Raw genomic sequence first — 21,733 nt, 5'->3', positions numbered from 1 at the left:
AGGAGCGGGGCAGCGAGAGTGTGTCATTAGAACTCCGTCAATCAGCCCAGAGTATCCGCTTCGTCCATTCCGAAAGCGATCAGCTCTTCGGGTTCAGGCTTGTCGGCCAAAACCTCTTCGGTGACCAGGCCCTCGGAAATTTCACGCAGCGCCATAACCGTGGGCTTATCTTTTTCCCACGACAGCATCGCCTCTTTACCACCGGTCGCCAGTTGGCGAGCCCGCTTGGTGGCAACCATGACGAGTTCAAAACGGTTATCCACGTGGTCCAGGCAGTCTTCAACAGTTACACGAGCCATGGTATTACTCCAACTATATAGGGTTAGGCACAATCATATCAGCCAGCATAGGGCGCCAGCAAAAAGGTTGCACATTTTACGAGCAGCCCAGAGTCATGACAAGAGCTGGGTCAGCAATTGCTGATGTTTTTCACGTTGAACCTGCAGCCGCAGCCGGCGAGCGATCACAATCGCACGCAACTCCTCCAGTGCAGTGTCAAAACAATCGTTCACAATGAGGTAATCAAACTCCACATAGTGGGTCATTTCACTAACCGCTTCAGCCATGCGAGCGGCAATCACCTGCGCATCATCCTGGCCTCGACCCTGCAACCGATCTTGCAGCGTTTGTCGGGAGGGCGGCAGGATAAATAGAGAGACCGCATCGGGCATCAATCGACGCACCTGGGCCCCTCCCTGCCAATCAATTTCAAGAATGACATCGTCGCCCGCCTTGAGGCGCTCCTCTACCCAGAGCTGGGAGGTACCATAGCGGTTGCCAAAGACTTCCGCGTGTTCCAGGAATGCTCCCTCGTCAGCCATCGACTGAAACCTCTGCTGGGAAACAAAATGGTAATCCCTACCTTCGAGCTCACCGGGCCGGGCAGCACGCGTAGTGTGGGAAACCGACACCAAAATACGCGAGCAACCGTCCACCAGCTCTTTTACCAGACTGGTCTTGCCGGCACCGGACGGTGCCGCCACAATAAAGAGGGTTCCTCTACTCATAGTCAACTCATACCTTGCTATCGTTCAACTCACGGATGGCGGGACATGCTCCATCGGTCAGAAATTTGGCCGCCTAATTTACCATGAAGCGCACTCTACGGGCGACTTAATGCTATCTGGCACCGCTCGCGCCCCGACAACCGATCATAACCGGACCAAGGCGGTGAAATTCTGATCGAGATCACCCCCCGCCTGAAAGGGGGGTTGGATTCGACCCAAAAGAAACCGCTACAATAGCAAGCACCGAGCACGCACTCGGGTAGATTTTCACAAGGACGCGGAACATCAACACTCATTACGATCAAACCACTTTTTGTAACGAGCTACACAGAGCTGCGGGACAGCTTCAGCAACGACTTCAACTCCTGGGAACAACCGCCGAGCATGAGTCGTTTCTGCAGTTAGAGGAGCCCCTGGGAGCGATCCCGGAAGAGGGCGTCATCCCCTGGCTCGAAAGCTTCGATTGCTATCCCCGCCTGCTATGGCGTTCCCGCGACGGTCAGATGGTGACCGCGGCCCTTGGCGAGGCCTGCCGCTTTTCCCCATCCGCCGAAGGGGAGATTCCTGCCCACGCCCGTCGCGTCTGGCGTGTGCAGGCCTTCGATGCAAAAACAAGCTGGCCCGGTTATCCCGGCAGCCTCTCCTACATTCCCGAGATCGAGTTGGAGCATACCCCCGCCGGCTGGACGCTGAGGGTGACTCTCGGCTCCCGCAACACCATCGACGGCTTGGGACAACACCTCGCCCGCCTTGGTCAAATGGCCCCGTGTAAAGCCGCCGAACCCTGGCCTATCCCTGACAAAGGCGTGGTGCACCAGCCGCAAGAATCCCGCTGGCTTGAACTGGTTGCCCAGGCGCAACAGGCGATCGAGGAGGGCTCTATCCAGAAGGTAGTACTGGCGCGCCAGAGCACCCTGAGTTTCCAACGGGCTCCCAACCTGTGGGCACTCTTCCGTCGCTGGAGCGACGAGGCCCTTAACTGCTACCGTTTTGTGTTCGAGCCTGCTCCCGGTAAAGGCTTTATTAGCCTTTCTCCGGAACGTTTGATGCAGCGCAGCGGTGATCAGCTATTAACCGAGGCCCTGGCCGGCACCGCCCCCCGCCCGGATCAGGCACAGCAATCGCGCGATGCGTCCCGGGAGCTGCTCGGCGACGAGAAAAACCGGCATGAACACAAGCTGGTCATCGACGACATTCGCCATAAGCTCGAATCCATTGGTATCCGGGTTAACCAGCGCTGTGAGACCTCGGTGTTGCAGCAGCGGGGAATCCAGCATCTGCATCAACTGATTCAGGGCCATGCCAATCCGATGCCTGCGGATTCCCGAATCTCCCATACCCTGCATCCTACTGCCGCAATCGGAGGGCTACCCGCCAACGCCGCCAGGGAATTCCTGAGTCAGCGGGAGGAGATCAATCGCGGTTGGTTCGCTGGTTACTGCGGCTACCTTGCCCCCGGCGGCGCCGAATTTGCGGTCACCATTCGCAGCGCACAACTCAGCGGAAACGAGCTCCGCTTGTTCGCCGGGGCGGGTATCGTCGCACAATCAGAGCCGCTGTCCGAATGGGCCGAACTTGACCAGAAAATAGCACTGCCCCTATCCCTTTGTGTGTCGGGAGAGGAACATGTTTCCCGCCATACATCGCTCTCCTAACGAGCTGCAATCGACGCTCATTTTTGAGGAGCTGACCCGAAACGGGGTCACCGATTGCTGCCTTGCTCCCGGCTCACGCAGTGCACCCCTGGTATTCGCCGCCGACGCCCAGCACCGCCTAAGATTGCACCACCACTTCGACGAGCGCGGTCTCGGCTTCCTTGCTCTGGGCATCAGCAAAGCCCAACAACGCCCGGTCGCGATCATCACCACCTCCGGCAGTGCAGTTGCCAACCTTTACCCGGCGCTTATAGAGGCCGCCCTAAGTGGCGCCAGACTGATTCTGCTAACCGCAGACAGACCCCCCAGACTGCACGATTGCGGCGCAAATCAGGCGATCGACCAGATCGGCATCTTTGCCAACTACCCGGCTCACAGCCTCTACCTCCCACCACCCACTGACGAACTACCGGTATCTCAACTGCTGGACCAGCTGAGTGATGCGCTGGACACCCAACGCAGGGCCGGCGGCGTGGTTCATATCAACTGCATGTTTGACGAACCCCTCTACCCGTCGGGCGCGGCGATCGATCTCTCTCCCGTGCTAACACCACTGAAGTCCTGGCTCGGGTGCGATCGCCCCTGGAGAGGGTCCCATTCTGCTGTTTTCTCTGAGCGCCCCAAGCCGGATGACTGGGCGCGTTTCAGCGCGGTACCCGGGATCATCGTCGCCGGGCGCATCGAATGCGAAACCGATGCCCTGGCCGTCGCCAATCTCGCCAAGGCGCTGGGCTGGCCGCTGCTGTGCGATATCCAGTCTCAACTACGCGGCCATCCGGATAGTCTCGAGTATAGCGACCTCCTGTTGTGCCAGGACTCCGCCCTCGACCTGCTTCAGCAAACCCGACACCTGCTACAGTTCGGCGACCGACTGGTCTCAAAACGGCTGCAAGAGCTGGTTGACTCCCATCCGTGGCACCAGTTCTGGCTCGTCCACCCAGGCGATACCCCGCGGGCGCCCGGCAGGAACCAGCATCGTTTTTACAGCAGCTCCCCCTGCCATTGGTGCCATGGCCTAAGGGTTTCGACCACTGCCGCTTCGACTATTAATGCGTCACTCGCCAATATAAATCAGGCCCTCGGCTGGCGCCTGGGCGCGCACTTTGGAAATCCACCCGATCAGAATCAGCTATCCGAACCGGCGCTGGTGAACCGACTAGGCCGATTGCTACCCCACTCCCATAATCTTTTTGCCGGCAACAGTTTAAGTATCCGCCTGCTCGACCAACTCAGCGGTGCCTTGCCTGCCAGGGTGCGGGTGCTGGCTAATCGCGGCACCAGCGGCATCGATGGTTTACTGGCCACGGCCGCCGGGGTTGCTCGCGCCAGCGAGGGCGGCACCACGCTACTGATCGGCGACACGTCGCTGCTCTATGATCTCAACTCCCTGGCCCTGCTACGCGGCGAGCTGCCGTTGGTGGTGCTGGTGCTCAACAACGACGGTGGTGCCATATTTAATACGCTGCCGATCGAGGATAGTGCACTGCGCCAGCGACATTTCCGTTGCCCCCAGCGGCTGCAGTTTGAGCAGGCCAGCGCCCAGTTTTCGGTTGCCTACCGGCGGGTCGACAGCCTTGACCAATTCGAGCAGGATTACCGGGCAGCCCTCGATAGCCCCACTCCGACCCTTATCGAGATCCCCTGCGATGGAGAGGAGACAGCCACCCAGCTGCGCCGGCTCGCCTCCCCCGACTATCTAACCAACCCCCAATGAGGACCCTATGAAATACGGAATGAGCGAAGCCGAACTGACCGCCCCAATCCAATGGCAGGACCATAGCGCCGGTTACGAGGATATTCTCTACCACAAGGGTGAGGGGATCGCGCGCATCACCATCAATCGCCCGACGGTGCACAACGCCTTTCGGCCGCTTACCGTACAGGAGATGGCCCGCGCCCTGGCCGATGCCCGTTACGATGCCGCTGTCGGCGTTATCATTCTCACCGGTGCCGGCGACAAAGCCTTCTGCTCCGGCGGCGACCAGTCGATCCGCGGCGCAACCGGCTATCAGGACGATGCCGGCAACGAGCACCTGAACGTGCTGGATTTTCAACGCCAGATTCGCACCTGCCCCAAGCCGGTGGTGGCCATGGTCGCGGGCTACTCCATCGGCGGGGGCCATGTGCTGCACCTGGTGTGTGACCTCACCATCGCCGCAGACAACGCCCGCTTCGGCCAGACCGGCCCGGCGGTGGGCTCCTTCGACGGCGGCTACGGCGCCAGCTATATGGCCCGTATCGTCGGCCAAAAGAAAGCTCGTGAGATCTGGTTCCTGTGTCGCCAATACGATGCCGCCCAGGCGCTGGAGATGGGGCTGGTCAATACGGTCGTGCCGCTGGCGGAGCTGGAGCGCGAAACGGTGCGCTGGTGCCGCGAGATGCTGCAGAACTCCCCCACCGCGCTGCGCTGTCTGAAGGCGGCGCTCAATGCCGACTGCGACGGGCAGGCCGGGCTGCAGGAGATGGCGGGCAACAGCACCCTGCTGTTCTATATGTCGGAGGAGGCGCAGGAGGGACGCGATGCCTTTATGGAGAAGCGCCGGCCCGACTTCACCAAGTTCAAGCGCGCGCCCTAGGCAAGACCATGCCACGCCGTGCCGCTCTCTACCGCTACCGCATCCCCCTCGAGCCTCAACCGCTCTGCGCAGGGCAGCGGCTCGCCGCCCGCGATGGACTGGTGGTGCAGTTGCAACAGGGTGAACACTGCGGTTACGGAGAGGTCGCGCCGCTTCCCGGCTTCAGCCCCGAAACCCTGCAGCAGGCCCAGCGAGAGCTGTTGCAGACGCTGCCACTCTGGGTCGCAGGGCAACCGATAACCGTCGATAGCCCATCGGTGGCCTTCGGCCTCTCCTGCGCGGTGGACGAGGTGGCCGGTGCGCACTCTACCCCCGCGCACTGCGGGTCTCCCCTGCAGGGGTATCCCTTGCTCAGCGGCACGCCCACGCAGATCATCGAGCGCTGGCAGCAGTGGCAAGGGGCACGGCCATCGCTGGCCAAGCTCAAGCTCGGGCGTTATCCCATCGCCGCAGAACAGCAGATGGTGCACGCTCTGCTCAGAATTAGTCCCACACTTAAACTTCGAATCGACGCCAATCGCAGCTGGACGCTTCCCCAGGCGCGGGAGTGGGCGCAATGGATTGGAGTTGAGGCCATCGATTATCTGGAGGAACCCTGCCAGCAACTCGGGCAGAGCCTGCAACTGGCCGAGGAGTACGGTGTGGGTATCGCCCTCGATGAGTCGCTGCGCGATCGCCACTTTGTACTGCCCCCGAGCCGCCATATCCGTGCCCTGGTGCTCAAACCCAGCCTCACCGGCTCCATCGCGCAACTGGAAAAGCAGATTGATACGGCCACTCGGCGGGGCATCACCTGCATCCTCTCCAGCAGCTACGAATCGAGTCTGGGCATCGGGCAGTTGCAGGCTCTTGCGGCTCGCCTCACCCCCGACTCGGCCCCCGGGCTCGACACCCTGGGGTGCTTTGCCAGCAACCTGCTGCGCGGCGGCGACCCCGCTAAACCGACCCTGAGCCTTGAGCAACTGGAGCCCCTGTGGCAGAGCTGACCGACCCGCTTGCCCAGGCGGCCGCGCGCCACGGCCCCCGGCCGGCACTGATCGACGGTGCCCACTCCCTCAGCTTTGCCGAACTCCACCACCAATCCCAAGTGCTCGCTACCCAGCTGGCCCAGCAGGGCGTCCGGCGCGGGGATCACCTGCTACTGATCGATGAGCACAACCGACTCACCCTGCGCACCCTGTGGGCCACGTGCCTGCTGGGCTGCGTAGTGATCCCCCTCAACCCCTCCCTGCCGCCTGCCCAGCTCGACGCGCAGCTGGCAACCGCCCAGCCCCGCTGGTTGATCGGCCAAAACTATCGCGGCGCGCTGCCCCCCGGCTGCCACCGGCTCTCCCTCGACGCAGCGGATCTGCCGGCACCCCGGGTAGAGTTCCCCCCCCTCGATCCCCATGCGCCGCTGACCGGCACCTTCACCTCGGGCAGCAGCGGCAACCCCAAACTCGCTCTGCACAGTCTCGCCAATCACCACTACAGCGCCGCGGGCAGCAACCATGTAATCCCCCTGAAACCCGGGGAGGGCTGGGGCCTGACCCTGCCGCTCTACCATATCGGCGGCCTCGCCATCCTGTTTCGCTGTCTGCTTGCGGGGGCGGCACTGGTGCTGGGTGATCGTCGCGATCTCGATTTTTTCCTGCGCCACCCCAAGGTGACTCACCTCTCTGCGGTGGCTACCCAACTGATTCGGCTGCAACGACAGGGTCATACACTGGGGGAGGGCAGCCTACGCCACCTGCTCCTGGGTGGGAGCGCTTTTCCACAGGCGTTGCTCGACTGGCTACAGAAACAAACCGTGCAATGCCATATCAGCTACGGGCTCACGGAGATGAGTTCACAGGTGATGACGGGGCCCCTCAACCCTGAATCGCGTATCCTGTCGGAACTCCCCCATCGCCAACTGCGCATAGCGGCACCGGCGGGAGAGGAGGGTGAGATTCTGCTGCGCGGCCAAACCCTGTGGCTGGGCTATTACCTCGATGGAGAACTGCAACGGCCGCTGGACCCTGAAGGCTGGTTTCACACCCGCGACCGGGGGCAGCTCGATAAAACGGGAGCGCTGAAAGTGATCGGCCGCCTCGACAACCAGTTTGTCAGTGGCGGGGAGAACGTACAGCCGGAGCCGCTGGAGGCGATCATTCGTCAGTTTGGCGGGATCGATGAGTGCTATCTGGTGCCCGTGCCCGACGCCGAATACGGCGCCCGGGCGGTCTGTTTTGTCGAACCTTTCCCCGCCGACGGCGGCACCGCGCTGGGCCAATGGTTGCAATCACAACTGGCCAGCCACCAGCGTCCGCGCGCCTTCTACCCGATCCCCGCCGAACTGCGCAGCGGGCTAAAGATCAGCCGCCAGCACTTATCCCGGTGGGCCCAGCAACAGGTGTAGTTACTCGATGTTCTGGATCTGCTCGCGCATCTGCTCGATCAAAACCTTCAGGTTCACGGCCACCTGGGTGGTGCCGGCGTTGATCGATTTGGAACCCAGGGTATTGGCTTCGCGGTTGAGCTCCTGCATCAGGAAGTCGAGGCGGCGGCCGATTGCGCCGCCACTTTTCAGGACCCGGGAGACCTCGGTGATGTGCACCTGCAATCGATCAAGCTCCTCTTCCACATCGGAGCGTTGGGTAATCAGCACCATCTCCTGCTCGAGCCGACCCGGGTCCAGCTCCACCCCGGCCTCTTCGATGCGCTGCTGCATGCGCTGACGTTGACGCAGTAGAATGTCGGGCATCAGGGCTCGTACCTGGTCCGCTTCGTCGCTGACGCCCTGCAAGCGCTGCTCTATAAATTCACGCAGCTCGGCACCCTCCCGCGCACGCCCATCGATCAACTGCTCAAGCGCCTGATCAAATACGCCAAGAGCATCATTGTGCACCTGCTTCATATCGAACTCTTGCTGTTGCAAAACACCGGGCCACTGCAAAACCGCCAGCGGATCGGGGAGGGCAGAGTCGTAAAAGCTGTGCTGTACCTGTTTCAGGGCTTTTTGCAGCTGATCACAAATATCGGTATTGACCACCAGTTCACCGGCGGCACCCGCGGCCAGCTGGTAGCGCAGCCCACACTCGACCTTGCCCCGGGTCAGGCTTTTACGCAGCTTTTCACGCAAGGGAAATTCAAGCTCGCGCAGTGCCTCTGGAAGACGAAAGCTGGGTTCCAGGTAACGATGGTTAACAGAGCGGATCTCACAGGTGAGAGAACCCCATTCAAACTGTGCCTCCTGGCGCGCAAAAGCGGTCATGCTACTGGTCATGTATGTTCCCTTGATAGTCGAATGTACGCACAAATCGATGCGCAGTGCCTATGGTAAACGGCGGGACCGCCATTCTACCCCATGGAGGGAAACGGGGAAAATGCATCGAGCCACAGCCAAAACAACGCTCAGGCGCTATACTGCCCCCCTTTCAGTTTCCCACCAAAAAAGGATTCAACCATTATGCGACCCAGCAATCGTACGCCCGACCAGATGCGCCCCGTCCGTATCACCCGCAACTACACCAAACACGCCGAGGGATCCGTGTTGGTTGAGTTTGGCGATACCAAGGTTATCTGTACCGCGTCGATCGAAAATTCTGTGCCTCGCTTCCTCAAGGGCAAGGGGCAGGGCTGGATTACCGCCGAGTACGGCATGCTGCCACGCTCTACGGGAAGCCGCATGGGGCGGGAAGCCAGTCGCGGTAAACAGGGCGGACGCACCCTGGAGATTCAACGCCTGATAGGCCGCTCCCTGCGTGCGGCAATCGATCTTGATCTGCTCGGAGAGAACACCATCACCCTCGACTGCGATGTTATCCAGGCCGACGGTGGCACCCGCACGGCATCCATCACCGGTGCCTGCGTAGCGCTGGTCGATGCCCTGCGCAGCCTGCAACGGAGCAAGGCTATCAAGACCGACCCGCTCAAGCAGATGATCGCGTCCGTATCGGTGGGAATCTTTGAGGGCAAGGCCGTACTCGACCTCGACTACCCGGAAGACTCTAACGCCGAAACCGATTTGAATGTGGTAATGACGGAGCACAGCGGTTTGATAGAGGTGCAAGGCACCGCCGAAGGCGAGGCTTTCTCTCGCGAACAACTAAACGAGATGCTTGCTCTGGCGGAGAAGGGTATCAACGAACTGTTCGAGCTGCAGCGCCAGGCACTGGCAGAGTAGGCGGAAGGCTAGGGCGCGTTTGCCAACCCTGGGGTAGACGCTTTCTGAAAGCCCGAGGCCATGGACTCGGGCCTTCAGGCTATACCGACAGTTCCCAGTCGTAGTCGACGATCACCGGGGCATGGAGGCCGAACTCCTGCCCGGTGTAGATACCCGCACTGAGTACCGTATGGCGCATTCCCGGAGTCACCAGCTGGTAATCCATACGCGCACCGTCTCCTGCTTTCCTGTTGGCCTCGCTAGCCCACCAACTGTACTTACCGCCTTCTCGATCAACCTCGCGATAGGCATCAACAAACCCCATCGAGCCCAGCACCTCGTCCAGCCAGGCGCGCTCCGGCGCTGTAAAACCCGGCTGTTCGGCGGACTCGCGCCAATGGGAGAGATCGAGCTTGTTGTGGGCCATCTGCCAGCCACCACAGATGATAAACTCGCGGCGCTTGCGATTCTGTTTCCCCAGGTAGGTCATGTACTCATTGAGGAACTTGTACTTGATGTTCTGGCCGTCGCTCGTGCCGTCCACGCCGGCCACCAGCAAACTGGCAACGCTAACCTTGTCAAAATCGACCTGGATATAGCAGCCGTTCTGGTCCGCCAGCTCGAACCCCAGCCCGCGAATCACCGCCTTGGGCTGATGACGAGAAAAGATCGCTACACCCCCGACGCCGGGCTCCCAGGCCTCGAAAAAGTAACGTTCGTAACCCTGTGGGCAATACTCGGCGCCATCGAGTTCATACTCGAACGCCCGTACATTTTGCAAGCAGAGTACATCGATATCCTGGCCAGCGACCCAGTCGAAAAAGCCCCGCTCAGCGGCAGCTTTAATACTGTCTAGGTTCGCACTTACAACTCTCATACATAGCCCCTGAACAACGTAGCGTGTATGATACCTGAGCTATTTAGTTTTTTGTAACTCATCGCATCGCTAAAAGGCTTTTAATGCAGGATTACCAACGCGATTTCATTCGCTTCGCGATCGAGCAACGGGTGCTCAGGTTCGGCGAATTTACCCTCAAGTCCGGTCGTGTCAGCCCCTATTTTTTTAACGCCGGCCTCTTCAACAGCGGCGGCGCCCTGGCGCGCTTGGGACGCTATTACGCCAGCGCACTGGAGCAGTCGGGGATAGATTACGACGTAATTTTCGGCCCTGCCTACAAAGGCATCCCGCTCGCGGCGACAACCGCTGTAGCCCTGGCCGATCAGCACGGTAAAGACCTCCCTTACGCGTTCAACCGCAAAGAGGCCAAGGCCCACGGCGAAGGCGGAACCCTCGTGGGAGCCGAATTGCAAGGCCGTATTCTCATCGTCGACGACGTCATTACCGCCGGCACCGCCGTGCGTGAAGTGATGGATATCATTCAGGCCCACCAGGCAACCCCGGCGGCGGTACTGATCGCGCTTGACCGACAAGAGAAGGGCAAAGGCGAACTCTCCGCCATTCAGGAGGTAGAACGCGATTTCAACATCCCGGTGATCAGTATCGTCAACCTCAAGCAGGTGCTGGCCTTTATCCAGCAGGAGCCGGAACTTGCCCAACACGCCGATGCGATTCAAAATTATCGCCAACGCTACGGCATCGACTGACAGGACTCACCATGGCTGCCCCGGTATGGAAACCTTTTCTGATCGCGCTCGCCATTGCTGGCACCCTGAACGCTGCCTACGCAGCAGATGTGCGCTACTTCCGCTATAAAAACGCCGAAGGCAGCACCGTTATCTCCCCCGCTATACCTCCCGAGTTCGCATCCAAGGGCTACTCCATCATCAACAGCAAAGGCCGCGTTCTGGAGGAGATCCCACCGGCGCTCACCGAGCAGCAGTTGCTAGAAAAACGTGAAGAGGAGATTCGCGAACTGGCGGCCGAAGGCCAGGAAGCACAGAAACGATCCAGCGATGCGGCACTACTTAAGCTTTACAGCACAGTACCCGACATCGAGCGCGCTCGCAGCCGCGCCATTGCCGACATAGAAGATCGCATCAAAATCACCAACGGTAATATCAGCCGCCTCAAAACCCAGCGCGAGGAGAAGGAAAAAGTGGCCGCCGACCGCGAACGCGCGGGCAAAGCGGTTCCAGAGCGGGTGCTAAGGGATATCGCCTCCATCGACGATGAGATCGAGCTGCAGTTGCTCGAGATTGACCGTCGCCGCCAGGACCAGGTGTTTGTCGGCGAGCGCTTTGACCAGGAAACCCAACGACTCAAGCGCCTGCTCGGAATTATCGATGACAAGGGCCAGTTGATTGAGCGCAAAGCCGTCGAAGCGCTACGCCCGGAGCAACTGGGTGGCATCTGGCAGAGTCGCGACAAAGCAGGGAATCGCTACGAGTGGATTATTAACCCCAAGGGCAGCTTCAGCTGGGTCAGCAATCAAGCGGATCGAGGCAAACTGCTAATTCTTGGCTCCTGGGGGGTCGAGAAAGGGGTGCTGGTGATTACCAGCGAGATGCGACAGATCAGCGCTCCCGACGGCGCAACCAATACCAGTACCAGCGAAGAGCAGCGCAAGGCCACCGTTATCTCCATTGAGGAGAACGAGTTTGTGGTATTGATGGAATCCGGCGAGGAGTTACGTTTCTACCGCGGCAACTGACAGCGCGGTAGAAAGACAAACCGGTCGATCTTCCCGCCTAGGGTGTGACAAAGACCGCCTGCGCCAACTGCTCCCACTGCTCGGGCCAGTTTTCCGTAGGTCGACGTTTGAATTCACTGCGCACAAACTGGCTGATACGACCCTCGGCCGAGGCTAACATCAGGTTGCACGCCATACCCACTGGTAGACGGGTGCGCAGCCGCTCGCTGACCTCCGCCTCCCGAATGATCTGCTTGAGCTGGGATTCAAGGCGATCATAGAACTGCACCACGCGGGCACGCAGGCGATCGGTTTCGCCGGCAAGGGCATCGCCGGTGAGAATCCGGGTAATACCGGGATTGCGCTCGGTAAAGGCCAATAACAGGGCCAACACTTTTTCGCACCGCGCTACCGCGGAGCCCTCTTCGGCCGCAATCAGGGTGATGCGGCTGAAGATGGTCTCCTCAATAAATTCGATCAGGCCTTCAAACATCTTGGCCTTGCTGGGAAAGTGGCGATAGAGCGCCGCCTCCGATACCCCAACCTCCTTGGCCAAACCCGATGTAGTAATGCGGGCACCCGGGCTGGACTCCAGCATTGCGGCCAGGGCCTGCAGTATCTGCTCCTTACGGGAGCTCTTACGATTATCCATAGTCGTTGTCAGCCTTTGTCACGCATTGGTATCGGTTATCAGGGTGCCCACACCCTCACTGGTAAATATTTCTAGCAACACGGCATGGGGAACCCGCCCGTCGATGATATGGGCACTGGTTACGCCGTTTTTGACTGCGCTGAGGGCGCATCGAATCTTGGGCAGCATGCCGCCGTAAATAGTGCCGTCCGCGATCAGGCCATCCACATCCTCGGTGGTGAGGCCCGTTAGCACCTCGCCCCCCTTGTCCTGCAAGCCGGCAATATTGGTCAGTAATACCAGCTTCTCTGCATCGAGAACCTCGGCCACTTTGCCAGCCACCAGATCGGCGTTGATATTATAGGAAGCGCCCTGGCTATCGACACCAATCGGTGCAATAACCGGAATAAACTGGTCTTGTAGCAGCATGTCGAGCACGCGGGTGTCTATTTCGTCCACTTCGCCGACATGACCAATATCGATGATCTCCCGAGCTTTTGCCTCTGGCGCGTCTCGGGTTATCTTCAATTTCTTGGCCGTAATGAAGTTTCCATCCTTGCCCGTCAAGCCTATCGCGCGACCACCATTGCTATTGATCAGGCCAACAATATCTTTGTTAACCAGCCCGCCAAGCACCATCTGCACCACGTCCATGGTGGCGCTATCGGTGACGCGCATACCCTCAACGAAGTGAGACTCGATATCGAGTTTTTCCAGTAGCTCTCCGATCTGGGGGCCGCCGCCGTGAACCACAACGGGGTTGATACCCACCGCCTTCATCAACACGACATCCCGTGCAAAGCCATTTTTTAGCTCTTCACTCTCCATGGCGTTGCCGCCGTATTTGATCACTACGGTTTTGCCTGCAAAGCGCTGCAAATAGGGGAGCGCTTCGGTCAACACCCGGGCGATATCCGCCGCTTTATCTACCTCAAAGGTCATTCACTTCTGTCCTGTCACTACGCAGACGGCTGGATACCGTCAAAAAGGGATATGGAGGGCACTGTCTGCCGCCAGCAGCTGCTGCTTAAACAGGGCCTGTAGTTTCTCAAGGGCGTCCTGTGTATCGGCTTCAAAGCGCAGCACCAGCATCGGTGTGGTGTTGGATGCCCTTACCAACCCCCAACCCACCGGATAATCAACCCGCAAGCCGTCGATATCGGTCACGCTGCCTTTGCCAAATTTGCCGTCGCGGCCCATCTGAACCAGTTTCTCTACCAGTTCGAATTTCGCCTCTTCGGTCACCTCAATATTGATTTCAGGGGTGCTGATGCCCTCCGGGAAGGTGGCAAAAAGGTCATCGGCCGAGCGTGACTCCACCCCCAGAATCTCTAGCAGGCGCGCAGCGCTGTAGAGGCCGTCATCGAAGCCATACCAACGCTCTTTGAAGAAGATGTGACCACTCATTTCACCCGCCAGCAGGGCACCGGTTTCCTGCATCTTGGCTTTGATTAATGAGTGACCCGTTTTCCACATCACCGGACGACCTCCGTAACCACTGATGAGTGAGGTCAGGCGGCGAGTGCATTTGACGTCAAAAATGATGTCGGCCCCCGGGTTGCGTGAGACCACATCCTTGGCGAACATCATCAGCAGGCGGTCGGGATAGATGACCTTACCCTGGTCGGTCACCACGCCTACACGATCGCCATCACCGTCAAAGGCGATACCCAGGTCCGCACCCTCCGCTTTTACCCGCGCGATCAGGTCTTTTAAATTCTCGGGCTTACCGGGGTCGGGATGATGGTTGGGAAAGTTACCATCGACCTCGCAAAACAGAGGCACCACATCGCAGCCCAACTCTTCAAATAAACGCGGTGCGATATCACCCGCCACCCCGTTACCACAATCGATGACGACCTTGAGCGGTTTTGCGATCGCCACATCATCACGGATACGCTCGATATAGTTTTCTCGCAGGTCAATCTGGCTAAGATCGCCCTGACCGTGGCTAAAGTCTCCAGCGACGATGCGGTGATAGAGCGCCTGAATCTGCTCATTGGCCAGGGTTTTGCCGCCGATCACCACCTTGAAACCGTTGTAATCCGGGGGATTATGGCTACCGGTTACCATCACTCCCGACTTGGCATCCAGCTCGTGGGTCGCGTAGTACACCACCGGTGTCGGCACCATACCCACGTTGATAACATTACAGCCCGTTCTCAGAATGCCCTGCGCCAGGGTATCGCTGATCTCAGGACTGGAGAGCCGGCCATCGTAGCCAACCACCAGTGTGGATTCCCCCTGTGCCAGCGCTTCGCTTCCCAGCGCCATGCCGATCAGGCGAACGGTTTCCCCCTGCAGGGTATCACCCACCACTCCGCGAATATCGTAGGCGCGGAAAATCGACGCGGGCACCGCATTACCCTCGCCAACCCCATAGTCGTCCCCCAGCAGCAGATCCTCGTCCTGGTCAATATCCTCGATATCCAGAATATCGGTAGCCTGAAACAGAGGCGCCGCCTCGTCGGCGGTATCAGGAAACTCATCCCCCTGCTCCATACCATCGTCCCCATCCACCTCCATAACCGGGGTCAATGACACCTCTTCCACGGCGGGTTTGGGGGCATTCTCGGGCTTGGGGGCCGGTGCACTGTGCTGCTTGACGAACTCACCGATAGAGAGCGCCACGTTGTAAAACATCTCCAACGCGAAGGCATTACTCTGGGCCGGCTTGCGCTCCAACAGCTGCTGAATAAACGTCGCTAGCAGGGCCGCATCGCGACGGGTTTCCCGCTCGAACATGCGATAGGAGATGAAACTGCTTACCAGAATAAGCGCCAGGGCTACCAGCAGGCCCAATACGAGGGGGATCACCGAGTTGGGTCCACCTTCGCGCAACTGGGGAGAGGGGCGGTATTCAACACTCCACCAATCGCTGCCGGTCGCTCGTGTGTACGGAGTCGCCGTCGCGTCCCCCGAGCCGGCTTTGGCCAGCACACGAGGGTTACTTCCATCGAAGTTCTGTACCAGCGCGACCTCACCAAGGGAGGAATCGACCCCGGTTAGAAGCTCATTAACGAGACTTGCATCCCAGGACACCAGCACCGCACCCAGCACCGCACCCTTGGGAGCTTCACGCACAGGCGCCACCGCCAACAACAGATTCTTTTTGCCGACCCGGTGCACTTCCGGGAATATGCCCTGCTGGGAGCGGTTCGCCTTACTGACCATATCCCGCGCCGAGAAGTTCATAGGCGCAGCTCCCGTCTCATCGAGGCTGTTGTCACCCTTTAGCAGCACCCGCACCTGCAACGCCTTGGGTAGCGCATTGGCAAACCGTAGCTCCAACTGATCCAGCGCCGCAACATCTGCGGCTTTGGCGGCCGCTATCAGGCCGGGGTCTCCAGCGATCCCCCGAAGCTGGGCATCCAACCGACTCAACTGCTGGTTAACCACTGCGGTCACCTGGTTGAGCTGGGTCTGGGCGATATCATCGCGATAGGCGTTGTTGCCACCCACCACCAATAAAACGTAGATAACGGCCACACCCAAGAGCAGCCCCAACGTAGCCCCAAGCGCCGCGATCAGGCTGTATTTTAGGTTACTGCTCTTCTTGTCGTGGCTGGCATTACTCACTGATTGTGACTTGACCGCCTCGGGTTCATTCGACTTTTTGGAAAACAGTTTCACAATCCTTTCCCCAAGTTCCATTGGTACTTTATTGTCGCGCTGCAAACACCCTCTGTTTGCACCCGCATTTTTTAATTCTGGTTACTACCCATCTGCCGCGCAAAGAGCTCGATCAGGCTGCGCGCCAACACCGATTTTGAGGCTTGGGCAAAAGACTGTTCAAGCCCCTTCCCCAGTACCGTGACCGCATTCTCATCACTGTTAAACCCGATTCCCTGGGCCGCCACATCATTAGCTACGATCAGGTCCAGCCCCTTGCGCACGCGTTTGTCGGCTGCGTACCCGACCACATCCCGGGTTTCAGCGGCAAACCCAACCACAAAGGGCCGCGCCGCAAGCGCGGCCACCGAGGCGACGATATCCGGGTTGCGTACCAGACTCAGCTGCAAGCTATCTTCTTGAACCGCAGCATCTTTTTTAATTTTGTGCGGCTGCACAGTGGCAGGACGGTAGTCGGCAACCGCAGCGCAGGCGATAAACAGGTCCGCGTCCGCCACCTCGCGATGCACGGCATCGTACATCGACAGAGCGCTATCGACATCGATACGGCGTATGGCCGTTGCGCAGCCTAGGGACACAGGCCCGGAGACCACAACGACCTCGGCACCCGCTTGGCGCGCGGCCTCGGCCAGAGCATACCCCATTTTTCCGGAACTGTGGTTAGAGAGATAGCGCACCGGATCCAAGGCTTCACGCGTAGGGCCTGCGGTGATCAATACCCGCTTTCCAGCCAGCAGCAAGGAGGGGAGGAGCCCACAAACCCCATCGACCAGATCAACCACCTCCAGCATTCTGCCGGGCCCCATATCACCACAGGCCTGTACACCATCGCCAGGGCCCAACAGCTCGACCCCGCGCTCACCAAGGAGCTCGCGGTTGCGTTGAGTGGCCGGATTGCGCCACATCGCCTGATTCATGGCGGGGGCCAGCACCAGACGCGCCTCGGTCGCCAGGCACAGGGTCGTCAGTAGATCGCCGGCGTGGCCATGGGCAAGACGCGCCATAAAGTCAGCGGTAGCCGGCGCGACCATCACCAGATCGGCCCAGCGCGCCAGTTCAATATGACCCATGGCGGCTTCTGCGGCGGGATCCAGCAGGTCCGTTGATACCGGATTGCCGGATAATGCCTGCAGGGTTAATGGGGTTATGAACTGCTGGCTCCCCCGGGTCATCACCACCCGCACCTCAGCGCCCTGATCCTGCAAGCGACGAACCAGGTCTGCACTCTTATATGCCGCCACCCCGCCGGTGATACCGAGAACGATCCGTTTGTTGGCTAAGCGCTGCATTGACTGCCCATCTAAGTAAGTAGGTAATTACAAACTACTAACGATACCACTCTCTGCCAAGGTTGCGTAGCCTGTAAATAAAGGCAGCGCGATATTCAGCCCACTGCTACCTTGATACAGGTCATGTCGTATTAAAGAAGCAACAGGGAGGTTGCGATGGCAATTACCGATTGGCCCGTTTCAGAGCGGCCACGGGAGAAACTGCTTGCCCAAGGAGCGGGCAGCCTGAGCGATGCCGAACTCTTGGCCATCTTCCTGCGCACCGGGATTCCTGGATGCACGGCAGTGGATCTGGCCAGGGAGTTACTGACCCGCTTCGGAGGCCTGCGCGCCTTGCTCGAAGCCGATCAGCGACAATTCTGTGCCGGGCAGGGATTGGGTCCCGCTAAATTTACCCAGCTGCAAGCCGTTCTTGAGATGGCTCGACGTCACCTTGCCAGCGAACTGGAGCGTGGCGAAGCCCTGACCAGCAGCCAGTCCACTCGCCGCTATCTCAGCGCTCGGCTGCGCCACCATCAGCGCGAGGTGTTTGCCTGCCTGTTTCTCGATAGCCAACACCGAATACTCGGCTTCGAGGAGCTGTTTATGGGGACCATCGATGCGGCAGCCATCTACCCCAGAGAGGTTGTTAAGCGCTGTCTGGCTAGCAACGCGGCAGCGGTGATTCTGGCGCATAACCACCCCAGCGGAGTCGCCGAGCCCAGTGGCGCCGACCTACAGATCACGCAGCGGCTGGTCGAAGCGTTGGCACTGGTCGACGTGCGGGTACTCGATCATATGGTGGTAGGCGACACCACCGTCACCTCATTTGCCGAGCGCGGGCTGATGCCGACACCCGCTTAATGGACCCGCTACCCGCCGACTCCCAGGGTCAATTTTTCACCAATTTTGTTGCACCACCCATGGCCTTCTGGTATAAAGCCCTACTCTTTAGGGGGGCCCGCGCTAAATAGTCCCCTTTGGCGATCTAATCGCTTCCCTAATTCAGATTTCATTGGTCTTGTCGGCCCCATAGCCGACAAGTGGTTGAGAGGCTTTTTAACATGTCCAAGGTTTGTCAGGTAACTGGAAAACGTCCAGTAGCCGGAAATAACGTATCACACGCTCAAAACAAAACGCGTCGCCGTTTTTTACCCAACCTGCATCACCATCGTTTTTGGGTTGAGTCCGAGAAGCGTTTTGTGCGCCTGCGCGTTAGTGCCAAGGGCATGCGCATCATCGATAAGAAGGGTATCGACAACGTTCTTGTTGATCTCCGTAAACGTGGCGAGAAGGTATAAGGAGCGAATTCCATGCGTGATAAAATTAAAATGGTATCCTCTGCCGGTACCGGTCATTTTTACACTACCGACAAGAACAAGCGCACCACCCCTGATAAGCTGGTGATGAAGAAGTTCGACCCGGTCGTACGTCAGCACGTCGAGTACAAGGAAAGCAAGATCAAGTAATCTTGAGGCTTTCCGGTACGAAAAAGCCCGCTTCTGCGGGTTTTTTTATGAGACGACAAAATAGCTGTGTGTTTTTTGCGCAGCGCATCCAACCCGAGATTGAATAATGAAGCCCGAACTGCTCTCCCCGGCGGGAACCCTGAAGAATATGCACTACGCCTTTGCTTACGGCGCCGACGCCGTTTACGCCGGGCAGCCCCGTTATAGTCTGCGGGTGCGCAACAACGACTTCAAACTCGACAATCTCGAGCAGGGCATTCAATACGCCCACCAGCGCGGTAAGAAGTTCTACCTCGCCAGCAACATCGCTCCCCACAACAGTAAGGTGAAAACCTACATGGAGGATATTGCCCCGGTAATTGCGATGGCCCCGGATGCCCTGATCATGTCGGATCCCGGCTTGATCATGCTGGTGCGCGAGCGCTGGCCCGATATGCCGATCCACCTTTCGGTACAGGCCAATGTGGTGAATTACGCCGCCGTGAAATTCTGGTACCAGATGGGGGTCAGCCGCATCATCCTCTCCCGCGAACTCTCCCTTGACGAGATCGAGGAGATTCGCATGCAGTGCCCGGAGATGGAGCTGGAGGTCTTTGTTCACGGCTCACTGTGCATCGCCTATTCCGGCCGCTGCCTGCTATCGGGTTACATCAACCATCGCGATCCCAACCAGGGAACCTGCACCAACGCCTGCCGCTGGAAATACGACGCCCATGAGGCTACCGAAACCCCTTCCGGCGAAGTAGTGCCCGTGCAAACGCAGGAACCGACGCTGGCGGATGTTAAACCCCAACTGGGCGAGGGTGCACCCAGCGACCAGATCGTCCTTCTGCAGGAGCAGGGTCGCCCCGACGACTATATGCCCGCGTTCGAGGATGAACACGGCACCTACATCATGAACTCAAAAGACCTGCGGGCTATCCAGCATGTCGAGCGCCTGACCAAAATGGGTATCCACTCCCTCAAGATAGAGGGCCGCACCAAATCCCACTACTACGTATCACGTACCGCACAGGTCTATCGCCAGGCGATCGATGATGCCGCTTCCGGCAAACGTTTCGACCGCGGGTTGATGGACATTCTCGAAAGCCTGGCCAGCCGAGGTTACACCGAGGGGTTTTACCGCCGCCACGTTCACGACGAGTACCAGAACTACGAGCGCGGTAACTCCATAAGCACCACCCAGCAGTTCGTCGGAGAGGTGGTTGAGTGCGAGCAGGGGATGGTAACCATCGATGTTAAAAACCGTTTCCAGCTGGGGGACCAGCTCGAACTGATGACTCCCCAAGGCAATCACCGGTTTACCCTGACGTCGCTGATCAACAAGAAGGGGGCCGCCATCGAGGTGGCTCCCGGTAATGGCCATCGCGTGCGCTTCCCGGTGGGCGAGTTGCAGGTCGACCCTTACGGGCTACTGGTACGGGACTTGCCCTCAGGCGCTAGCGGACAATAGCTGATCGGCGAGGAGATCCAGGCATATTACCGCCTGCTGTCCCAGGTTACTGAAAAAACCCAGTGACAGGGTCATACAAAGATCACCGTCGGTAGCACTCATATAGGGACGGGAGAAGTGCACTCGTCCCGGCACCGCCATCGCCCGCCGAAAATAACTGCGTCGGGACCAACAGGCGCCGCTGCTATCCAGTAACGGGGTGAAACGCTGCTCATTCGCCGTCAGGTTGCTGGGCTGCAATATTGCCTCGCCCTGTTGTACCCCGCGGCGATCGAGCAGATAGCAGCGCAAGGTTCTATCTTCCGCCATCAGCGGTTTACAGGCGTTGCGCAGGTTTCCACTGTGGCTCAGGTGCTGGGCCGCCCGCTGCATGCGCTCACCAAAGCGATTGCGCCAGAGTACATAACCATTATCAAACTCCTGGCTAGAACGCAGGCTGTTCTCGTGCAGGTGGTGAATCGTTTCCAGCAGGGTTTCATCTTGCGCTAAAAAACCCGCCTCCGGCCGCGCCAGATAAAACCCCTGTAGCAGGTCCACTTCCGTTTCCATCGCAATCATCGCCTGCTCTCGGGTCTCGACCCCCTCAATCAGGGTCAGAGCTCCGGTTTCACGAATCAGCGCGATTAGCCGGGGCAGAATGCGACGCACCTGCGGTTTACTTTCGGCTTGCAGGATATTACTGCGATCAAGTTTGACGATATCGGGCTCGATGCGCCAGATACGGTTAAAGTTGGATTCGCCAGCACCAAAGTCATCGATCGCGACCAGGAACCCCAGCTGTTTGTAAAACGCTACCACATCATGCAAAAGGCCCTCATCACGAAAACGCTTTTCCAGGATTTCAATAACGACCTGCTGCGGTCTCAGCCCGCACTCTGCCAGTTGCGACCAGAGATGGTGCGGGTTCGCAAGATCCTGGGTTGCCGTTTCCGGATTGACGTTGATAAACAGCCACTGCCCGTGGCTGCTCTGTGCCGCGTAATTTTGCAGATGGAGCGCACGAACCTGACTATCCAGTTGAAGCTCTTCATTGAGGCTACTGGCGAGCTGAAACAACTGTACAGGAGGAACACTACGGGCGTTCGCCGAGGAGCGAACCAACGCTTCGTAACCGATTACACGTTGGTGAGAGAGGCTTACAATCGGCTGAAAGTGACTCTGCAGACTAAGCCCGCGATACGCTTCCTGGAATCCCTGATGGGTGATAGACGACAAATGCATGGGAGCAACTACTACTAACCATTGTCAGCGTACGAGTAAACCTCAACGAGTCGACACGCTCAAATCAATCCTTGTGCCGAACACCTATAAATGGCCTTGCGTT

General features: G+C 58.9%; 21 protein-coding genes. 12 read left to right on the top strand and 9 right to left on the bottom strand.

The window, feature by feature from the left end; all coding sequences use genetic code 11:
* Positions 1-41 precede the first annotated feature (41 nt).
* Together rpoZ and gmk are read right to left on the bottom strand one after the other, a co-directional pair.
* Positions 42-299: a DNA-directed RNA polymerase subunit omega gene (gene rpoZ, locus ACP3PW_RS05110; protein ID WP_426415593.1), complete on the bottom strand. Its 258-nt coding sequence runs from the start codon at positions 297-299 to the stop codon at positions 42-44.
* A 93-nt stretch (positions 300-392) separates the two neighbouring features.
* Positions 393-1,007, bottom strand: coding sequence for a guanylate kinase (gene gmk / locus ACP3PW_RS05105; RefSeq protein ID WP_426415592.1), 615 nt, complete (start codon positions 1,005-1,007; stop codon positions 393-395).
* A 503-nt stretch (positions 1,008-1,510) separates the two neighbouring features.
* Between gmk and ACP3PW_RS05100 the strand changes: the two genes are divergently transcribed.
* From ACP3PW_RS05100 to ACP3PW_RS05080, 5 genes are read left to right on the top strand one after another with little or no spacing between them, the layout of a single operon-like run.
* The gene (locus ACP3PW_RS05100) at positions 1,511-2,662 is read left to right on the top strand and encodes an isochorismate synthase (protein ID WP_426415591.1); all 1,152 of its coding nucleotides are present in this window, start codon (positions 1,511-1,513) and stop codon (positions 2,660-2,662) included.
* Positions 2,634-4,376: a 2-succinyl-5-enolpyruvyl-6-hydroxy-3-cyclohexene-1-carboxylic-acid synthase gene (gene menD, locus ACP3PW_RS05095; protein ID WP_426415590.1), complete on the top strand. Its 1,743-nt coding sequence runs from the start codon at positions 2,634-2,636 to the stop codon at positions 4,374-4,376. Before ACP3PW_RS05100 ends, menD begins: the two co-directional genes overlap by 29 nt.
* A gap of 7 nt (positions 4,377-4,383) precedes the next feature.
* Positions 4,384-5,238: a 1,4-dihydroxy-2-naphthoyl-CoA synthase gene (menB, locus tag ACP3PW_RS05090; protein WP_426415589.1), complete on the top strand. Its 855-nt coding sequence runs from the start codon at positions 4,384-4,386 to the stop codon at positions 5,236-5,238.
* Between the two features lie 8 nt (positions 5,239-5,246).
* Positions 5,247-6,224 (top strand): o-succinylbenzoate synthase, encoded by a 978-nt coding sequence (menC, locus tag ACP3PW_RS05085; protein WP_426415588.1) that lies wholly within the window; start codon positions 5,247-5,249, stop codon positions 6,222-6,224.
* Positions 6,212-7,618 (top strand): AMP-binding protein, encoded by a 1,407-nt coding sequence (locus ACP3PW_RS05080; protein WP_426415587.1) that lies wholly within the window; start codon positions 6,212-6,214, stop codon positions 7,616-7,618. Before menC ends, ACP3PW_RS05080 begins: the two co-directional genes overlap by 13 nt.
* Here the strand turns inward: ACP3PW_RS05080 and ACP3PW_RS05075 are convergent, their stop codons facing one another.
* Positions 7,619-8,485: a YicC/YloC family endoribonuclease gene (locus ACP3PW_RS05075; protein ID WP_426415586.1), complete on the bottom strand. Its 867-nt coding sequence runs from the start codon at positions 8,483-8,485 to the stop codon at positions 7,619-7,621.
* Positions 8,486-8,668: 183 nt separating this feature from the next.
* Between ACP3PW_RS05075 and rph the strand changes: the two genes are divergently transcribed.
* Positions 8,669-9,385, top strand: coding sequence for a ribonuclease PH (rph, locus tag ACP3PW_RS05070; protein WP_426415585.1), 717 nt, complete (start codon positions 8,669-8,671; stop codon positions 9,383-9,385).
* 79 nt (positions 9,386-9,464) lie between these two features.
* On the opposite strand, the gene ACP3PW_RS05065 is transcribed toward rph, so the two are convergent.
* Entirely contained in the window at positions 9,465-10,241 is a 777-nt protein-coding gene (locus tag ACP3PW_RS05065; RefSeq protein WP_426415584.1) for an exodeoxyribonuclease III, read from the bottom strand.
* Between the two features lie 83 nt (positions 10,242-10,324).
* On the opposite strand from ACP3PW_RS05065, the gene pyrE reads away from it, so the two are divergent.
* Positions 10,325-10,969 (top strand): orotate phosphoribosyltransferase, encoded by a 645-nt coding sequence (gene pyrE / locus ACP3PW_RS05060; RefSeq protein WP_426415583.1) that lies wholly within the window; start codon positions 10,325-10,327, stop codon positions 10,967-10,969.
* Positions 10,970-10,980: 11 nt separating this feature from the next.
* A complete protein-coding gene (locus ACP3PW_RS05055; protein ID WP_426415582.1) occupies positions 10,981-11,976 on the top strand; it encodes a hypothetical protein in 996 nt (331 codons plus the stop codon).
* A 37-nt stretch (positions 11,977-12,013) separates the two neighbouring features.
* On the opposite strand, the gene slmA is transcribed toward ACP3PW_RS05055, so the two are convergent.
* From slmA to coaBC, 4 genes are all read right to left on the bottom strand, one after another.
* Positions 12,014-12,607: a nucleoid occlusion factor SlmA gene (slmA, locus tag ACP3PW_RS05050; protein WP_426415581.1), complete on the bottom strand. Its 594-nt coding sequence runs from the start codon at positions 12,605-12,607 to the stop codon at positions 12,014-12,016.
* An 18-nt stretch (positions 12,608-12,625) separates the two neighbouring features.
* Entirely contained in the window at positions 12,626-13,528 is a 903-nt protein-coding gene (argB, locus tag ACP3PW_RS05045; protein ID WP_426415580.1) for an acetylglutamate kinase, read from the bottom strand.
* A gap of 39 nt (positions 13,529-13,567) precedes the next feature.
* Positions 13,568-16,219, bottom strand: a complete 2,652-nt coding sequence (locus ACP3PW_RS05040; protein ID WP_426415579.1) for a phosphomannomutase/phosphoglucomutase — start codon at positions 16,217-16,219, stop codon at positions 13,568-13,570.
* Positions 16,220-16,290: 71 nt separating this feature from the next.
* Positions 16,291-17,508 (bottom strand): bifunctional phosphopantothenoylcysteine decarboxylase/phosphopantothenate--cysteine ligase CoaBC, encoded by a 1,218-nt coding sequence (gene coaBC, locus ACP3PW_RS05035; RefSeq protein ID WP_426415578.1) that lies wholly within the window; start codon positions 17,506-17,508, stop codon positions 16,291-16,293.
* Positions 17,509-17,664: 156 nt separating this feature from the next.
* Between coaBC and radC the strand changes: the two genes are divergently transcribed.
* The 4 genes from radC (at position 17,665) to yegQ (ending at position 20,409) form a co-directional block, all read left to right on the top strand.
* Complete coding sequence (gene radC, locus ACP3PW_RS05030) at positions 17,665-18,351, top strand: RadC family protein (protein WP_426415577.1); 687 nt, start codon at positions 17,665-17,667, stop codon at positions 18,349-18,351.
* Positions 18,352-18,551: 200 nt separating this feature from the next.
* The gene (gene rpmB / locus ACP3PW_RS05025; RefSeq protein WP_426415576.1) at positions 18,552-18,788 is read left to right on the top strand and encodes a 50S ribosomal protein L28; all 237 of its coding nucleotides are present in this window, start codon (positions 18,552-18,554) and stop codon (positions 18,786-18,788) included.
* Positions 18,789-18,800: 12 nt separating this feature from the next.
* The gene (gene rpmG, locus ACP3PW_RS05020; RefSeq protein ID WP_426415575.1) at positions 18,801-18,956 is read left to right on the top strand and encodes a 50S ribosomal protein L33; all 156 of its coding nucleotides are present in this window, start codon (positions 18,801-18,803) and stop codon (positions 18,954-18,956) included.
* A gap of 106 nt (positions 18,957-19,062) precedes the next feature.
* Entirely contained in the window at positions 19,063-20,409 is a 1,347-nt protein-coding gene (yegQ, locus tag ACP3PW_RS05015; RefSeq protein WP_426415574.1) for a tRNA 5-hydroxyuridine modification protein YegQ, read from the top strand.
* Here yegQ and ACP3PW_RS05010 read toward each other — a convergent pair.
* Positions 20,389-21,630 (bottom strand): sensor domain-containing phosphodiesterase, encoded by a 1,242-nt coding sequence (locus ACP3PW_RS05010; protein ID WP_426415573.1) that lies wholly within the window; start codon positions 21,628-21,630, stop codon positions 20,389-20,391. The genes yegQ and ACP3PW_RS05010 overlap by 21 nt on opposite strands.
* Positions 21,631-21,733: the final 103 nt, after the last annotated feature.

The organism is Aestuariirhabdus sp. LZHN29 (assembly GCF_049985285.1).
In the GTDB taxonomy this organism is placed as follows: Bacteria; Pseudomonadota; Gammaproteobacteria; order Pseudomonadales; family Aestuariirhabdaceae; genus Aestuariirhabdus.
This window is presented reverse-complemented; position numbering and strand designations above follow the sequence as displayed.

Excerpts from the sequence above, each read along its gene's own strand:
- coaBC (WP_426415578.1), bottom strand. The coding sequence starts at position 17,508 with ATGCAGCGCTTAGCCAACAAACGGATCGTTCTCGGTATCACCGGCGGG.
- ACP3PW_RS05065 (WP_426415584.1), bottom strand. The coding sequence starts at position 10,241 with ATGAGAGTTGTAAGTGCGAACCTAGACAGTATTAAAGCTGCCGCTGAG.
- rph (WP_426415585.1), top strand. The coding sequence starts at position 8,669 with ATGCGACCCAGCAATCGTACGCCCGACCAGATGCGCCCCGTCCGTATC.
- ACP3PW_RS05100 (WP_426415591.1), top strand. The coding sequence starts at position 1,511 with ATGGTGACCGCGGCCCTTGGCGAGGCCTGCCGCTTTTCCCCATCCGCC.
- slmA (WP_426415581.1), bottom strand. The coding sequence starts at position 12,607 with ATGGATAATCGTAAGAGCTCCCGTAAGGAGCAGATACTGCAGGCCCTG.
- radC (WP_426415577.1), top strand. The coding sequence starts at position 17,665 with ATGGCAATTACCGATTGGCCCGTTTCAGAGCGGCCACGGGAGAAACTG.
- menC (WP_426415588.1), top strand. The coding sequence starts at position 5,247 with ATGCCACGCCGTGCCGCTCTCTACCGCTACCGCATCCCCCTCGAGCCT.
- argB (WP_426415580.1), bottom strand. The coding sequence starts at position 13,528 with ATGACCTTTGAGGTAGATAAAGCGGCGGATATCGCCCGGGTGTTGACC.
- menB (WP_426415589.1), top strand. The coding sequence starts at position 4,384 with ATGAAATACGGAATGAGCGAAGCCGAACTGACCGCCCCAATCCAATGG.
- ACP3PW_RS05055 (WP_426415582.1), top strand. The coding sequence starts at position 10,981 with ATGGCTGCCCCGGTATGGAAACCTTTTCTGATCGCGCTCGCCATTGCT.
- rpoZ (WP_426415593.1), bottom strand. The coding sequence starts at position 299 with ATGGCTCGTGTAACTGTTGAAGACTGCCTGGACCACGTGGATAACCGT.
- rpmG (WP_426415575.1), top strand. The coding sequence starts at position 18,801 with ATGCGTGATAAAATTAAAATGGTATCCTCTGCCGGTACCGGTCATTTT.
- yegQ (WP_426415574.1), top strand. The coding sequence starts at position 19,063 with ATGAAGCCCGAACTGCTCTCCCCGGCGGGAACCCTGAAGAATATGCAC.
- ACP3PW_RS05010 (WP_426415573.1), bottom strand. The coding sequence starts at position 21,630 with ATGCATTTGTCGTCTATCACCCATCAGGGATTCCAGGAAGCGTATCGC.
- pyrE (WP_426415583.1), top strand. The coding sequence starts at position 10,325 with ATGCAGGATTACCAACGCGATTTCATTCGCTTCGCGATCGAGCAACGG.
- ACP3PW_RS05075 (WP_426415586.1), bottom strand. The coding sequence starts at position 8,485 with ATGACCAGTAGCATGACCGCTTTTGCGCGCCAGGAGGCACAGTTTGAA.
- rpmB (WP_426415576.1), top strand. The coding sequence starts at position 18,552 with ATGTCCAAGGTTTGTCAGGTAACTGGAAAACGTCCAGTAGCCGGAAAT.
- menD (WP_426415590.1), top strand. The coding sequence starts at position 2,634 with ATGTTTCCCGCCATACATCGCTCTCCTAACGAGCTGCAATCGACGCTC.
- gmk (WP_426415592.1), bottom strand. The coding sequence starts at position 1,007 with ATGAGTAGAGGAACCCTCTTTATTGTGGCGGCACCGTCCGGTGCCGGC.